Below are 13,921 nucleotides of genomic sequence, written 5' to 3' on the forward strand. Positions count from 1 at the left end.
CAGGGGGGGTTGGATCAACCTCGCCAGCGGTGGACGCGGCCGCCGAGCTTGCGGCAGACGTCCTCGGCGCGGACGCGGACGGCCTCGTCGGGGCAGCTCGCCGAGAGGATCATCCCCCGTTTCCGCTCCATCCGGTCGGGGTCGACGACGCCGATCCGGTCGCCCGGGATCCCCAGCGTCGTCAGGATCTGGATCGCCAGGTTGCCCTCGGCGGCGTTGTCGAAGTGGACGACCAGCCGGAGCGGCGATTCCGGGCTCAAGACCGCGCCGGGGCGGATCAGGGGAGTTTCCATGGGTGAAGGCCGTGCGGGAGGTTGGGAGGGCGGGGGCGTTCGGACCATCGCGGGTTCATGCGACGCCGACGTCGGCGGGCCGCGACAGGGACCAGTTTGACCGCGTCCGGGGCGGCCCGCAAGCGGGGGCTGATGAGGCCGATGATCGACCATCTCCACCACGCCGGGCGACCAGGGATAATTGGGCCCCCCCTACGGTGCGGATTCCAGCTCCATCGACTCCATGCAGGATGTCTGGGAAGATCGATCCCCGGACGGAACGATCTTGTGGCAGGCGTTCGACGCCATCCCCGACGTTCTACCGGGATCGACCCGTTGAATCGTCGGAACCTCGACCTCGACGGGAACGATGACGTTTCCAAGGAGCCCCGACGGCTCCCGCGTCCGGGCGGAGGGAGTGGGGTAGACCACATGAAGCGACGATTGGCGTGCGTGCGGACGGCCCCTCGACGGGGCCGGGGGGCCCGGGTGGAGATGCGCAACATCGCTCGACGGGTCTCGCTCGCGGAGCCGCGGCTTCGATCATTCCTACCGGGGTCGGGGGCGGGCGACGCCGCCGAAGGGAGAAGCGTCGACTTCCACTTCCTGGATTGCCCGCTGCCGCCGGTCCACCTTCCCGACGGCACCCGCCCCTTCATCGTCGACCCGCACATGGGCGACGACGGGAGAGGTGGGCACCTCCCCCTCGACGGCCCCGCCGATCCCCGGGCCGCGGGCCTGTGGGCGGATTGCCTGAACGCTCGGGCGCAGCGCGCCGGACTTGGACTGCAGCTGAGGACGCCCCGGTTCTTTGCCGAGGCGGTGATCCACCTCGACATGATGCGAAGCGGGTCGGAGCTGCAGGGGATCATGCAGCTCACGTACTTCCCCAGGGAGGACGATCGCCTCGGGGCGGAGGGCTTCCTCGCCGCGATGGGGCTCGACCGCCTGGGCGCATCCGAAAAATCCTCGCTTCCCGCCAGCACGGGCTCGACAGGGAGCGTGCTGCTGACCGGGCTGCCGGCCCGGCCTTCCCTGCTCGACGGCTTCGTGGAAGGGCTCGAACGGCTCGGATGGACGTCGACCGACGTGGTGCTCAACTCGCAATTCTACGCGGGCGACGGACCCGACAAGTTCGACGCGTTGAGGCCCCGACTCAACTCGTGGGGCCGGGCCTGGCATTGCTGGATCCCGGGATGGTACCGCGACGGTTTCGATCCCTTCCTCAGCCCGCCCGAGCCGCCGGCCGGCGAGGAATACCGCTATCCCGTGGCCGCCTACGTCAAAAGGAACACGACCGGCGAGGACCCGAGGATCCAGATCGACGTGGTGCACGTCCAGGAGGGCGCGTTCCTCGAGTTCCTGTCGGCCGAAGGCCCGGGGCGTGCGAAGCATTACGCCGACGCGGCCGGCGTCGAGGTCGAGGCGTGGACCGGGCCCCCGGCCGACCGTCGGCTTGGAGCCCGATGAGACCTGAAGCTTCCACATCGCGAGGGCCGACCGTCGCGCGCGGGCGTGGTCGACGGCGGCCGTCCGCTGGTACGATGGAGCGACCTCCGCCGGAAAGGTCGCCGCCCCATGAAGGTCCCCCTCCTGCTCTGCCTGGTCCTGCTCGGTCGGGACGAGCCCCGCGTCCGCCCCGAGCCGCTCGGGCGGTTCGACGCCCGGCTCATCCCCGAGGCCTCGGGCGTCGTCCGCAGCCGGCGGCGGCCCGACGTCTTCTGGGTCCACAACGACTCCGGCAACGCCCCCGTCCTGTTCGCCGTGCGCAAGGACGGGAAGGTCCTCCGCGCGTTCGACGTGGCCGCGCCGAACCTCGACTGGGAGGACGTGGCGATCGACGACCGGGGCCGGCTCTACATCGGCGACATCGGCGACAACAAGGGGTTCCTGCGGCTGCGGGCGATCTACCGCGTCGACGAGCCCGACCCGTCGGGGCCGGCCGGCGGGCCGCTGAAGCCGACGGCCGCCACCTTCTACGCCCGGTCGGGCGACGACCGTTTCGACGCCGAGGGCCTGGTGATCGACGGCGACCGGGCCGTGATCGTGACCAAGCGGTTCGACGGCCGCGAGGCCGAACTGCGCGAGGTGGCGTTCACGCCCCCCGCCCCGCTCCTGCGGCCGACGAAGGCCCTCAAAATAGGCGTCCTGCCCGGCTTCGTCGACCCGGCCACCGGCGCGGACCTCTCGGCCGACGGCCGGCGGCTGGCCGTCTGCGGGATCCGGATCGTCCGGGTCTACGAGCGGCCGAATCCTCCCGCGTGGGACGACCTGCGGCTCGCGGCCGAGGTCCCGCTCGCGGGCGATTTGAACGTCGAGGGGATCGCCTGGGACGACGGCGACCTGATCGTCGCCGGCGAGGGGGGCGGCCTCGACCGCCTGGCCGAGTCGACCTGGAAGGCCCGCCGCCCCGGCGCGAAGACGTCCCGTTGAGGAGGCGACCGAGGATGGCCGAGCGGTATGACGTCGTCGTGGCGGGGGGTGGGGTCGTCGGCCTCTCGATCGCCTTCGCCCTGGCCCGCGCGGGGGTCTCGGTCGCGGTTTTGGACCGTCGCGAGGCCGGCCGCGAGGCGTCGTGGGCCGGCGCGGGGCTGCTCCCCGCCCAGAGCGACCCCGACCGCCGGCCGTCGCACCCCACGCTCGCCCTGCGGGCCTGGAGCGCCCGGCTCTATCCCGAATGGTCGGCGATCCTCCGCGAGGAGACCGGGATCGACAACGGCTACCGCCGCACCGGGGGCGTCGACGTCGCCGCGACCGAGGCCGAGGAGCACGCCCTGCGCACCACCGCCGGCCGCTGGCGCGTCGAGGGGATCGCCTACGAGCGGCTGGCGCCCGGCGACTTCGGCCGGGTCGAGCCGGCCCTGAACCCGGGGCTGCGCCTCGCGTACTTCCTCCCCGACCGGGCCCAGGTCCGGAACCCCTGGCACCTCCGGGCGCTGGCGACGGCCGTCGCGAACCGCGGCGGGGTGATCGCGTCGCATCGGGGCGTCGAGGGCTTCGCGACCGTCGGCGACCGCGTGACGGGCGTCCTCACGACCGAGGGCCCGATCGAGGCCGACCACGTGGTCGTCGCCGCCGGCGCGTGGTCGGGCGGCCTGCTCGAACGGATCGGCGTCCGCGCCCCCACGCCGCCGGTGAAGGGTCAGATCGTCCTGCTGAACGGCGGCCGGCCGCTGCTGCGGCGGATCGTCGAGTACGGCAAACACTACCTCGTCCCGCGCGACGACGGCCGGGTGCTGATCGGGGCGACCGAGGAGGACGCCGGCTTCGACGTCCTCCCCACGGCCGACGCCTTCCGGGGCCTGCTGGAGGTCGCCGGGGCCCTCTGCCCCGTGCTCCGCGACGCCGAGATCGAGGCCACCTGGGCCGGCCTCCGCCCCGGCAGCCTGGACACCCGGCCCTACATCGGCCCCGCGCCCGGCTTCCGCAACCTCGTGGTCGCCACCGGCCACAAACGCGCGGGCCTGCAACTCTCGCCCGCCACCGCCGAGCTGGTCGCCGACCTGATCCTGGGCCGGCCGCCCCGGATCGACCTCTCCTATTTCCGCATCGGCCGCGACCCCGCCCCGGCCGGCGACGACGTCTTCCGGTCGTGACGGCTCAGCGGGCGTCGACGAGGACCTTCTCGGCGGCGGCGATGCCCAGGGCGACGTCGCGTTCGCCGAGGCGGCAGACGACGGCGCGGGCCTCGGGGCGGTTCTCGCGGAGGGTCCCCTCGGCGTGCAGGTCGAGGCCGCATTCGGTCAGGTAGCGGAGGAAGGCCGGGTCCTGGTCCATCACGCGGACGACCCGGAAGGTCGCGCCCGGACGGCAGCGCGCCAGCGGCACGCCCTTGGGCTCGTTCAGCGAGCCGTCGGCGGCGGGGATGGGGTCGCCGTGGGGGTCGACGGCGGGGTGGCCCAGGAACCGCTCCATGCGGTCGATCAGCCGCTCGGAGACGGCGTGCTCCATGTGCTCGGCCTCCTCGTGGACCTCGTCCCAGGTCATGTCGAGGGTCCGGGCGAGGAACAGCTCCAGCAGGCGGTGGCGGCGGATGACCATCAGGGCGAGCCGCTGGCCGGCCTCGGTGAGCCGGGCCCCCTCGTAAGGGGTGTAGGTCGCCAGCGACGCCTCCGACAGCGTCTTGAGCATGCCGGTGACGGTCCCCGGCGAGACCCCCATCGCCTGGGCCAGCTCGCCCGTGGCGACGGCGACGCCCGCCGGGTGCCGGTCGGAGATGAGGGCGATCGTCTTGACGTAGTTCTCGACGGTCAGGCTGGCCACGGCGGTCCTCGCCTCGCTCACGGAGTCGGTTCGGAGGGTTCGTCGAAGTCCGCGGGCGATTCCCGGTCCCGCGACGCCGCGATCGGCTCGGGGAGCCGCTCGCCCATGCGGAGCCAGGCGACCTTCAGGTACGCGCCCTCGGGGGCGTCGAGCGCCACGGGGTGGTCGGCCGACGCGCCGGTCATGGCGAGGAGCTGCACGCTCCGGTTGGCCTTGCGCGAGGCGGCCTTCAGCAATTGCTGGAACTCGGCGGCGTCGAGCAGGCCCGAGCACGAGCAGGTGACCAGCAGCCCGCCGGGCTCGACCAGGCCCATGCCCAGGACGTTGAGGTCGAAGTACTTCCGCTTGCCGGCCGAGACGTCGTCGCGGTCGAGGATCAGCTTGGGGGGGTCGAGGACGACGACGCCGTACTCGCGGCCGTTGAGGCCCATCTGCCGCATGTAGCCGAAGGCGTCGGCGTGGACGACGTCGAGCCGGACGTTGTTGGCGTTGGCGTTCTCCTTCGCCAGCGCCACGGCCTTCTCGTCCAGGTCGATGCAGGTGACCTCGCGGGCCTCGCCGCGGATCAGGGCGTTGAGGCCGAACCCGCCGGTGTAGCAGCAGGCGTCGAGGACCGTCCGCCCCTTGCAGAACTTGGCCAGCTCGCGGCGGCTGTCGCGCTGGTCGCAGAAGAAGCCCGTCTTGTGCGACTCGGCGAAGTGGATGCGGTAGCGGACGCCGTGCTCGGCGATCGTGACCCGGGGCGGGAGCTGGGGGCTGGAGATCGGCCGGCCGGCGAAGTCCTCCTGGAGCGCGACCCGCTCGTCGACCCGGACGCGGAAGTGCTTGGTCCCCAGCCGCTCGGCCAGCAGGCCCAGGATCGGCCCGATCCGCTGGTACATGCCCAGGCTGAAGATCTCGGCCGAGAGCACGTCGTCGAAGCGGTCGACGATCAGGCCCGAGAGGCCGTCCCCCTCGGCGTGGAGGACGCGGTAGGCGTTGGACTCGCGCTCGACGCCGAGCTGGTCGACGCGGAGCTTCACGGCCTCGTCGATCCGCCGCGTCCAGAAGTCGACGCCCGGGGCCTGGGGCTCGCGCGAGAGCATCCGCAGGCTGATCTGCGACCGCGGGTTCCACAGGCCGTAGCCCAAAGGCGCGCCGTCGCGGTCGAGGACCTGCACGAGGTCGCCGAGCCGGGCGACGAGCGGCCCGGTCACGCCGTCGATCATCTTCCGGAAGATGAACGGGTGGTTGCCCGGCGAGCGGATCGCCACGGCCGGCAGCGGCATCTCGGGATCGAGCGAGCGGTCCGGGACCGGCATCGGCGGCGCGGGGGGCTCGGGGGGGCGGCCCTTGGGCTTCGGTCGGGGGCGGGGTGGGGGCTGGCTCATTCGTCGTCGTCCGCGTCGAGGTCGTCCAGGTCGTCGGGGCCGACCTCGCCCTTCCGCAGCAGGCGTCGCAGGCGGACCAGGAGCGACGTCGCATAGCGTTGGACGGACAGCTGTTGCGTCAGGACCTCCTCGTCGACGGCCGTCCGGGGGATGGCGGCCATCAGGCTGTGGGCCTGCATGAGGGCGTCCCACCCGGCGTCGACCACCTTGGGGCCGAACGCGGGGTTCTCCCTCGCCATCCGCATGGCCTGCCGGGCCTTCTTGAGGGTCGCGTGCGCCTGCTTCAGCTGCCGAAGCGCCGTGCCCGGTGTCATCTCCGCCATCCGCGTCTCTCCCGTCCCGGCGAGGGGTCGCCGGCGCATTTCCGGTTCTTTTCTTGCGAGGAAATAGTATAACGAGTTTCCAGGGTTCGGTGCGCGAAAGCCTTCAGGAGCCAAGCACGATGTCGGACGAGCAGGGAGAGGCCAGCGTCGCCGCCGAGCCGGAAGTCGCCGTCGCCGTCGCCGAGGAGCAGCAGACGCGGACGAAGAAGCTCCCGCCCTACAACGTGATCATCCTCAACGACGAGGAGCACACGTTCGAGTACGTGATCGACCTGCTCATCAGGCTCTTCGCCCACTCCAAGCCCGCCGCCGAGGCCCTCACCTGGCAGATCCACAACCGGGGCCGGGCCGTCGTCTACACCACCCACAAGGAGAAGGCCGAGCTCAAGCGCGAGCAGGTCGTCTCCTACGGCGCCGACCCCCGCATGAAGGAGTCCCGCGGCCCCCTGGGCTGCTACATCGAGCCGGCTGAGTGAGTCCCGCGGCCCGCACGGTCGGCCTCGCGACGGCGGGGATCGCGGCCCCGGTCGCAACTCGTCAGCCCGATTCGAGACGACGGCCCGATCCATCCGCCCCGGGCGGAGCCGGCCCGCGCCTCTCGACGCAGGGAGCGACGTCAGCCTCGCGATGAAGCGGGGTCCCGGTCGGCGCGAAGGAGGTCGCGTCGTCGCGGCGGCAGCGAGGGCTGGGTCGGGGACGCCAGCCACGCCCGCAGCTCGTCCGGCGGCCGGGGCGGGGACAGGTGGAACCCCTGGACGCGGTCGCAGCCGCGGGCGGCCAGCCAGTCCAGGGCCTCGGGGTGTTCGACGCCCTCGGCGGTGACGATCAGGTCCAGGCTGCGGCCCAGGCCGAGGACCGCCTCGGCGATGCCGGCGTCGGGGCGCGAGGCCGGCAGGCCCCGGACGACCGTCGGGTCGAGCTTCAGCTCGTCGACGCGAAGCTGCTTCAGGTGGGCCAGCGACGAGGAGCCGGAGCCGAAGTCGTCCAGGGCCGCCCGGACGCCTCGCGACCGGAAGCGGTCGAGGGCCGTCTTCACACGCGCCGGATCCTCCAGCACGCCGCGCTCGCTCATTTCGAGGGTCAGGCCGCCCAGGGGTCCGGGCTCCTCGACCAGCAGCCTGAAGGCGGCCTCGACGAACGCCTCGTCGAGCAGGCTCGCGGTCGAGAGGTTCACGGAGACCGCCAGGTCCAGGCCCTGCCGCCGCCAGCCCCGCCGCCGCCGCAGGGCCTCGCCGAGCGCCCAGAGGTCCAACCGGGTCGAGAGGCCCTCGGCCTCGGCCAGCGGGACGAATTCGCCGGGCGGGATCAGCCCGCGTTCGGGATGGGGCCAGCGCGCCAGGGCCTCCACGGCGACCACCTTGCGGGTCGCGAGGTCCAGGATCGGCTGGTAATGCAGCGTCAGGCCCCCGCCCCGGATCGCCGCCCGCAGTTCGGCCGCCGTCGAGGCCCGGCTCGAGGTCGCCTCCTGCCGATCGTCGGCGTAGAGGGCGGCCCCGGACCGGGAACGCTTGGCGGCGTACATCGCCACGTCGGCGTGCTGCAGCAGCGTCGCCGCGTCGCGGCCGTGCTCGGGGCAGAGCGCGATCCCGATGCTCGTCCCCACGTCGAACGTCCGGCCGTCGATCGGGATGGGACGCGCGACGGCCCGGAGGATCGTCGCGGCCGCGCGCTCGGCCGCCGGGCGATCGGCCCCCGAGAGCAGGATCCCGAACTCGTCGCCGCCGAGCCGGGCCACCAGGCCGCGGTCGCCGACGGCGTGCTTGAGGCGGGGCGCCGTGCGCCGCAGGACCTCGTCGCCGCAGCCGTGCCCGAAGGTGTCGTTGATCACCTTGAAGCGGTCCAGGTCGAGCAGCAGCAGGGCGAACCGCCGCCCCGTCGCCCCGGCCTCCTCGAGCGCCTGCTCGATCGTCCGCAGCAGCAGCGAGCGGTTGGGCAGCCCGGTCAGGGCGTCGTGCGTCGCCTGATAGGCCAGCCGCTCCTCGAACTGCTTGCGGTCGGTGATGTCGACCAGGACGTTCGAGGCGCCGACGAACCGGCCGTCCTCGTCGAGCATGGGGTTGGCGTGGGCGAGGGCCGAACGCAGGCGGCCGTCGGGCTGCTCGATGAGCACCTCCTGGCCGTTGAAGGGGCCCCGTTCGATGAGCGCCCGGGCCATCCAGCACTCGTCGTGGCGCATCGGCCGGCCGTCGGCGAAGAAGAGCTTGTACGACCCGCAATAGCGGTCGGACGAGTCGTTGATCCTGGGGACGCGGCCCCAGACGTCGATGGCGTTGCGGTTGCAATAGGTGATGAGCCCGTCGACGTCGCAGGTGTAGGCCGCGGCCGGCAGCGTGTCGAGCACCTGCACCAGGAAGGCCAGCGAGTGCCGAGGCGAATCGGTCGTGTGCAACATGGTAGCGGACTGCTCCCGGGAGAGCCGTGGTGGGCGGCGACGTCGCCGCAGGCGGCCGAGGCGGCCGCGGTCGAGGCTTTCCGCCCCCTATCAGTCCCTAGGTCGCGCCTGCCGCCCTGTCCAGGGGGTCGTCGAGAAGGATCGGCCGGTCGTCAGCCGTCGAGCGCCGCCGGCACCCCGACCGTCACGTCGGGATATTGCAGCACGACGCCCAGCTCGGCCCTGAGTCGTCGGTTGGAGATCTTGCGGTCGACGACGTCGCGGGCGGCCTCGGGCGAGCCGGGGGCGGGGGGGATGAACGCAGGGGGCGGGGCGTTCAGGTGGGCGGCGACGACGCGGTAGTATTCCCGGCGGGGGACGGGGCGGTCGTCGCTGGCGAGGTACAAACGGCCGGGGGAGGCGGCGTCGAGCGCGGCGGTCGCGGCGCGGGCGGCGTCGTCGACGTGGATCAGGCTCAGCGTGCGCTCGGGATCGCCGGGGATCGGCTCGCCGCGCTCGATCAGGGTCCGGCGGATGATCCGCCCGGGGCCGTAGAGGCCGGAGCAGCGGAGGATCACCGTCGAGACGCCCGACTCGCGGGCCCAGGCCGTCAGGACGCGTTCGGCGTCGAGGCAGATGCGGCCGGACTCGGTGATCGGCTCGGCGGGGGAATCCTCGTCGACCCAGCCGCCGTCGTCGTCGCCATAGACGCTCGTCGAGCCGACGTAGACCAGCCGCGCGACGCCGGCCGGGAGGTGTTCGAGGACGTTCCTCAGCCCGTCGACGTAGACCGACCGCTTCGACGGTCCCGCGCCCCGGTCGTAACCCACGGCGTAGAGCACGCGGTCGACGGCCGGCAGCCCGGCGAGCGAGGCGGCGTCGAGCACGTCGGCCCGGACCGGGCGGACGCCGAGCGCGGCGAGGCTCGCGGCCCCCTCGGCGGAGCGCGTCATGCCGAAGACGGCCTCGCCGCGGCCGACCCATTCGGAGGCGACCCGACGCCCCAGGTAGCCGCAGCCGACGACGAGCAGGCTCACGAAGGTTGGCCTTCCTCGTCGGTAAGCGACCGCATCGGGGCCTCGGCCTCCGGGCAGCCGGCGTCGAGGTAGTTCTGGAGCAGGATCCGGGCGGCGAGCATGTCGCGCATCCCCTTCCGCTTCTGCCGCGAGAAGCCGACCTCGATCAGGACGTCCTCGGCCAGCACGGTCGTGTACCGCTCGTCGTAGTAGACCACGGGCAGCCCCGTGACCTCGGCCAGCCAGGCGCCCCAGGCGCGGGCCCGGGCGGCGGACTCGCCCTCGCGGCCCGTGGTGTGGACGGGGAGGCCGATGACGATTCGCTCGATCTCGTCCTCCGCCGTCAGCTTCTTGTAGTGGCGGGCGTCCTGGGCGGGGTCGCGGCGCTCGTAGACCTCCAGCGGGGTGGCGATCGAGCGCATGGGGTCGCTGACGGCCGCGCCGACCCGCCTCAGCCCGAAATCGATCCCCAGCACCCGGCCCATGCGACGCCCCCCCAGGCTCAGAGGTACGACCCGTGGCCGCGTTCGTTCAGGCTCTCGACCACCGCCTTGAGCTTGTCGAGCTGGTCGCGGCGGGCCACGAGCGTCGCGCCGCCGGACTGGACGATGACGACGTCGTCGAGGCCGATGGTCGCGATCAGGCCGCCGTCGTCGGAGATGATGATGGAATTCTTCGTGTCGCGGGCGATCACGTCGCCCTGCAGGGCGTTGCCGTCGGCGTCGGCGGGGAGGAGCGGGCGGAGCGAGCGCCAGTCGCCGACGTCGTTCCAGTCGTAGACGACCTCGAGGACCTTGACGTCGGCGGCCTTCTCCATGACGGCCTTGTCGATCGGTGTCCGTTCCATCTCCGGGAACTCGGCGGCGAGGACGTCCGGGCCGGCCTCGGTCCCCCAGGCCGCGCCCACGCGGTCGAGCGCCGCGCCCAGGAGCGGCTTGTGGCGGCGGATCTCCTGGAGGATCGTCGCGGCCCGCCACAGGAAGATGCCGGCGTTCCAGGCGAACGAGCCCGAGGCCAGGAACTGCTCGGCCGTGTCGCGGTCGGGCTTCTCGCGGAACTGGACGACGCGGTGGACGGCCACGCCGTCGCGGGTCTCGATCAGCTCGCCGCGCTGGATGTAGCCGTAGCCGGTCTCGGGGCGGGTCGGCTTGACGCCGAAGGTGACGAGCGAGGAGGGGGCGGCGTCGATGACGGCGACGGCCGCCTTGACGGTCTTCAGGAAGACGGCCTCGGGGCCGATGACGTGGTCGGCTGGCATGACGATCATCGAGCCCCGGGGATCCCGGGCGGCGACGATCTCGGCGGCCAGGCCGACGCAGGGCGCCGTGTCGCGCGGGCAGGGCTCGGCGATGACGTTCGACGCCGGGAGCTGGGGGAGCTGCGCGCGGGTGGCCTCGGCCTGGTCGGCCCCGGTGATGATGAGGATGCGTTCGGCGGGGACCAGGGGGGCGATCCGGGCCACCGTCTGCTGGAGCATGGTGGAGTCGCCGTGCAGGTTCAGCAGCTGTTTCGGCCGGTTGCGGCGGCTCTTGGGCCAGAACCGGGTCCCGCTTCCACCCGCCATGATGATCGCGAAGAGCATGTCTCACCCCTGCCGCGAGGCCCGAGCGCGCCCCCTGGCGGGGCGGCCGTCGGCCTCGGGACGTCCTGATCGGGACGGTCGACCTTACGAATCCTTCCCTGGGATCATAACGATCCGGGGGGGTCGGCCGTAAGGGGGCGGGGCGGCGTCGGGGATCAGTGGAAGCTCTTCAGGGCCGACGCCTCGTCGTCGTAGATGGCGAAGAGGGAGTCGAACCGGCCGATGTGGAACGTATCCCTCAGGATCGGCCCCAGGCCGCAGATCTTGAGCTGGCCCTTGGCGTTGCGGATCTCGCGGTCGAGGTGGGCGAGCTGCGCCAGCATCGTGCTGGAGACGTACTGGACGGCGTCGAAATCCAGCAGGATCTTGTTGTGGTTCAGGTCCTTGAGGATGGACTTCAACTCGAGCCCGATGTCGAGCACCAGGTCGGTGGCGTAGATCAGCTCGGAATCGACGAAGCCGACCAGCGCGACGCCGGCGACGTCCCGCAGGTGCAGATGCTTGAGTTGCGTGGCGGACATGGAGTTCACCCGCTTAAGCCGAATTGGAAAATGGGATGTACGTCGAAATCATACGCAACCCGGTCAAGACTTCCAGAAAGTCGACGGCCGGGTGAGCCTTGAGGAACCGAGAGGGACGCCGTAGATTCGAGCGGCCTCGACCCGCCGCCGTCGCGAGGGGCGACCTCCGGAGGACCCGCCGCGATGAGGATGAACCTCCTGGCCTCCCTCAAGACCCAGCCCCGGCTGGTCACGGCGGTCGTGCTGGGCGTACTCCTGTGGTTCGTCCTGCCGGGCTGGCCGCCGTCGACGCGGCTGCTGGCCGCGTGGGACTGCTCGACGGGCCTCTACCTCGTGCTGGCGATGGGGATGATGGCCCGCTCGACCATCGACCGGATCCGCGGCCGGGCCGAGTCGCAGGACGAGGGACAGCTGGTGATCCTGGGGCTCACCACGGTCACGGCGCTGGTCAGCCTGGGCGGCATCATGTTCGAGCTGGCCACGGCCAAGTCGCTCGAAGGCCGCGACTCCTGGCGGCACGTCGCCCTCGCGGCGATGACCGTCGTCCTCTCCTGGACGTTCCTGCACACCATGTTCGCCGTCCACTACGCCCACGAGTATTACAGCCCCGAAGGCGACGGCGCGTCCGAGGGGCTGGAATTCCCCGGCGACGACGACCCCGACTACTGGGACTTCATGTACTACGCGTTCGTCATCGGGACCGCCTGCGCCACCGCCGACGTGAACGTCGCCTCCCGGTTGATGCGCAGGCTGACGGCGCTGCACTGCATCATCGCCTTCTTCTTCAACACCACCATCCTGGCCCTGATGGTCAATATCGGCGCCGGCTTCTTCTGAGGACGCCGAGGCGGCTCGGAGCCCGTCCCGAGAGGGCTCCGGCGAGCCGAGCAACGGCCTTCCCCCCTCGCGAGGGAAGATGGCACGAAGTGCCGGATGAGGGGGAAGACAAGCGAGTCGACCGTCGGCGTATCATCCGGCCGGGTTGCGGATCCCGACGGCCGCAGTGCTCGCCCCCCCTCATCCGACCCCTGCGGGGTCTGCCTTCCCCCGCGAGGGGGGAAGGCGTCGGAAGACCTACGAGTTGGCCTCCCGAGGCGGCTCAGCGGGCCGCCTTGATCCAGTCCTCGTCGAAGATCGCCCGGTTGACGACCGACCGGCGCTCCGACGTGTAGACGAGGTGGATGGAGCCGTCCTTGGCCTGCAAGGCCATGGGGTAGCCGAAGTCGCCCTCGCCCTCGACGACGTTCCGGCGCACGGGCCACGAGCGGTCCAGGTCGGGCGAGAGGGCGACGGTCAGCGGCGTGCGCCGGCTCATGCTGTCGTTGAAGAACAGGAGCAGGTTCCCCTTGCGGGTCCTGAGCAGGTCGACGGCCGCGTTGGGGTTCGGGAAGGCCGAGTCGCGGCCCTCGGACCAGGTCCGGCCGCCGTCGCGGGACTCGGAACGGACGACATACCCGACGGTGTCGGGCTTGTAGTCGCCCGCGCGCCGGCAATAGGCGACGACGTTCCCCGGCGACAGTTCCTCGGGGGCGGGCTGCAGGTTCCCCTTGGGCGAGATGATCCGGCCCGTCGGCGTCCAGGCCTTCGTCCTGGGGTCGTAGCGCAGGAAGAACGAGTACGTGTCCGCGCCGGTGAACTCGGTGTCGGCGCCGGTCTCGTGGTAGAGCGGCAGCAGATACTCGCCGCTGCTCAGGACGATCGGCCGGTTGCGGACGAGGGTCCCCTCTTCCAGCACCAGGAGCGAGGAGTCCGACCAGGTCTCGGCGGTGTCGGACGAGACCTTGGCCGCGACCCGCGAGTTCGACCAGGTGTCGCCGAAGCGGACGACGTAGAAGAGCCAGACCAGGCCGTCTGGGGCCTCCCAGACGACGGCGTTGCCGACCGAATGGAAGGGGTCGTGCGCGATCCGCTTCGGGGCCGTCCAGGCGGTCTCGCCCTTCTTGAGCCGCGAGCCGAAGACGCCGGTGTCGGTGGCGTACTCGCCCTCGCCGCCGTAATACACGAGGTAGAAGTCGCCGTTCGACAGCTCGGTGAGCCCGGCGGGGTGCTTGTACGGGCCCGTCTTGACCTCGGGCCCGAAAATCCGCTCGATGCGCAGGTCGCCCGCGCGGGCCCCGGCCCCGCCGAACAGCCCCGCCAGCGCCGCGCCGAGGAGCAGATGGATCGTCGTCGATCGCCGCATGAGTCCCGCCTTTTCCGATGT

At 71.9% G+C, this 13,921-nt stretch carries 15 protein-coding genes; 5 read left to right on the forward strand and 10 right to left on the reverse strand.

Annotated features, from left to right (window positions below):
• Positions 1-14: 14 nt before the first annotated feature.
• Positions 15-293 (reverse strand): hypothetical protein, encoded by a 279-nt coding sequence (locus PZE19_RS11625; RefSeq protein WP_277860783.1) that lies wholly within the window; start codon positions 291-293, stop codon positions 15-17.
• A 411-nt stretch (positions 294-704) separates the two neighbouring features.
• On the opposite strand from PZE19_RS11625, the gene PZE19_RS11630 reads away from it, so the two are divergent.
• The 3 genes from PZE19_RS11630 to thiO all read left to right on the forward strand — a co-directional run bounded on the left by PZE19_RS11630 (position 705) and on the right by thiO (position 3,868).
• Entirely contained in the window at positions 705-1,742 is a 1,038-nt protein-coding gene (locus PZE19_RS11630; protein WP_277860784.1) for a hypothetical protein, read from the forward strand.
• A 108-nt stretch (positions 1,743-1,850) separates the two neighbouring features.
• Positions 1,851-2,705 (forward strand): hypothetical protein, encoded by an 855-nt coding sequence (locus PZE19_RS11635; protein WP_277860785.1) that lies wholly within the window; start codon positions 1,851-1,853, stop codon positions 2,703-2,705.
• Between the two features lie 14 nt (positions 2,706-2,719).
• Entirely contained in the window at positions 2,720-3,868 is a 1,149-nt protein-coding gene (gene thiO, locus PZE19_RS11640) for a glycine oxidase ThiO (RefSeq protein ID WP_277860786.1), read from the forward strand.
• Between the two features lie 4 nt (positions 3,869-3,872).
• Here the strand turns inward: thiO and PZE19_RS11645 are convergent, their stop codons facing one another.
• Genes PZE19_RS11645 through PZE19_RS11655 form a run of 3 tightly spaced genes read right to left on the reverse strand, consistent with a single transcriptional unit; the run spans position 3,873 to position 6,228 of the window.
• The gene (locus tag PZE19_RS11645; RefSeq protein WP_277860787.1) at positions 3,873-4,535 is read right to left on the reverse strand and encodes a metal-dependent transcriptional regulator; all 663 of its coding nucleotides are present in this window, start codon (positions 4,533-4,535) and stop codon (positions 3,873-3,875) included.
• 17 nt (positions 4,536-4,552) lie between these two features.
• A complete protein-coding gene (locus PZE19_RS11650) occupies positions 4,553-5,905 on the reverse strand; it encodes a class I SAM-dependent rRNA methyltransferase (protein ID WP_277860788.1) in 1,353 nt (450 codons plus the stop codon).
• Positions 5,902-6,228, reverse strand: coding sequence for a hypothetical protein (locus PZE19_RS11655; protein WP_277860789.1), 327 nt, complete (start codon positions 6,226-6,228; stop codon positions 5,902-5,904). The genes PZE19_RS11650 and PZE19_RS11655 overlap by 4 nt, the downstream gene beginning before the upstream one ends.
• A gap of 119 nt (positions 6,229-6,347) precedes the next feature.
• Here PZE19_RS11655 and PZE19_RS11660 point away from each other — a divergent pair, with 119 nt between their 5' ends.
• Complete coding sequence (locus tag PZE19_RS11660) at positions 6,348-6,704, forward strand: ATP-dependent Clp protease adaptor ClpS (RefSeq protein ID WP_277860790.1); 357 nt, start codon at positions 6,348-6,350, stop codon at positions 6,702-6,704.
• Between the two features lie 140 nt (positions 6,705-6,844).
• Here PZE19_RS11660 and PZE19_RS11665 read toward each other — a convergent pair whose 3' ends face one another.
• The 5 genes from PZE19_RS11665 to PZE19_RS11685 form a co-directional block, all read right to left on the reverse strand.
• Entirely contained in the window at positions 6,845-8,620 is a 1,776-nt protein-coding gene (locus PZE19_RS11665) for a putative bifunctional diguanylate cyclase/phosphodiesterase (RefSeq protein WP_277860791.1), read from the reverse strand.
• A gap of 152 nt (positions 8,621-8,772) precedes the next feature.
• Positions 8,773-9,636 carry an NAD-dependent epimerase/dehydratase family protein gene (locus tag PZE19_RS11670; RefSeq protein WP_277860792.1) on the reverse strand — a complete coding sequence of 288 codons (864 nt, stop codon included), beginning with the start codon at positions 9,634-9,636 and terminating at the stop codon, positions 8,773-8,775.
• The gene (gene ruvX / locus PZE19_RS11675) at positions 9,633-10,100 is read right to left on the reverse strand and encodes a Holliday junction resolvase RuvX (RefSeq protein WP_277860793.1); all 468 of its coding nucleotides are present in this window, start codon (positions 10,098-10,100) and stop codon (positions 9,633-9,635) included. The genes PZE19_RS11670 and ruvX overlap by 4 nt, the downstream gene beginning before the upstream one ends.
• A gap of 17 nt (positions 10,101-10,117) precedes the next feature.
• Positions 10,118-11,197 carry a mannose-1-phosphate guanylyltransferase gene (locus PZE19_RS11680; protein ID WP_277860794.1) on the reverse strand — a complete coding sequence of 360 codons (1,080 nt, stop codon included), beginning with the start codon at positions 11,195-11,197 and terminating at the stop codon, positions 10,118-10,120.
• A gap of 155 nt (positions 11,198-11,352) precedes the next feature.
• On the reverse strand, positions 11,353-11,718 hold the full coding sequence (locus tag PZE19_RS11685) for an STAS domain-containing protein (RefSeq protein ID WP_277860795.1): 366 nt from the start codon (positions 11,716-11,718) through the stop codon (positions 11,353-11,355).
• A 183-nt stretch (positions 11,719-11,901) separates the two neighbouring features.
• Here PZE19_RS11685 and PZE19_RS11690 point away from each other — a divergent pair, with 183 nt between their 5' ends.
• The gene (locus tag PZE19_RS11690; RefSeq protein ID WP_277860796.1) at positions 11,902-12,555 is read left to right on the forward strand and encodes a DUF1345 domain-containing protein; all 654 of its coding nucleotides are present in this window, start codon (positions 11,902-11,904) and stop codon (positions 12,553-12,555) included.
• 262 nt (positions 12,556-12,817) lie between these two features.
• Here the strand turns inward: PZE19_RS11690 and PZE19_RS11695 are convergent, their stop codons facing one another.
• A complete protein-coding gene (locus PZE19_RS11695) occupies positions 12,818-13,900 on the reverse strand; it encodes a sialidase family protein (RefSeq protein ID WP_277860797.1) in 1,083 nt (360 codons plus the stop codon).
• Positions 13,901-13,921: the final 21 nt, after the last annotated feature.

Origin of the sequence: Paludisphaera mucosa (assembly GCF_029589435.1) — a bacterium.
Taxonomy (GTDB): Bacteria; Planctomycetota; Planctomycetia; order Isosphaerales; family Isosphaeraceae; genus Paludisphaera; species Paludisphaera mucosa.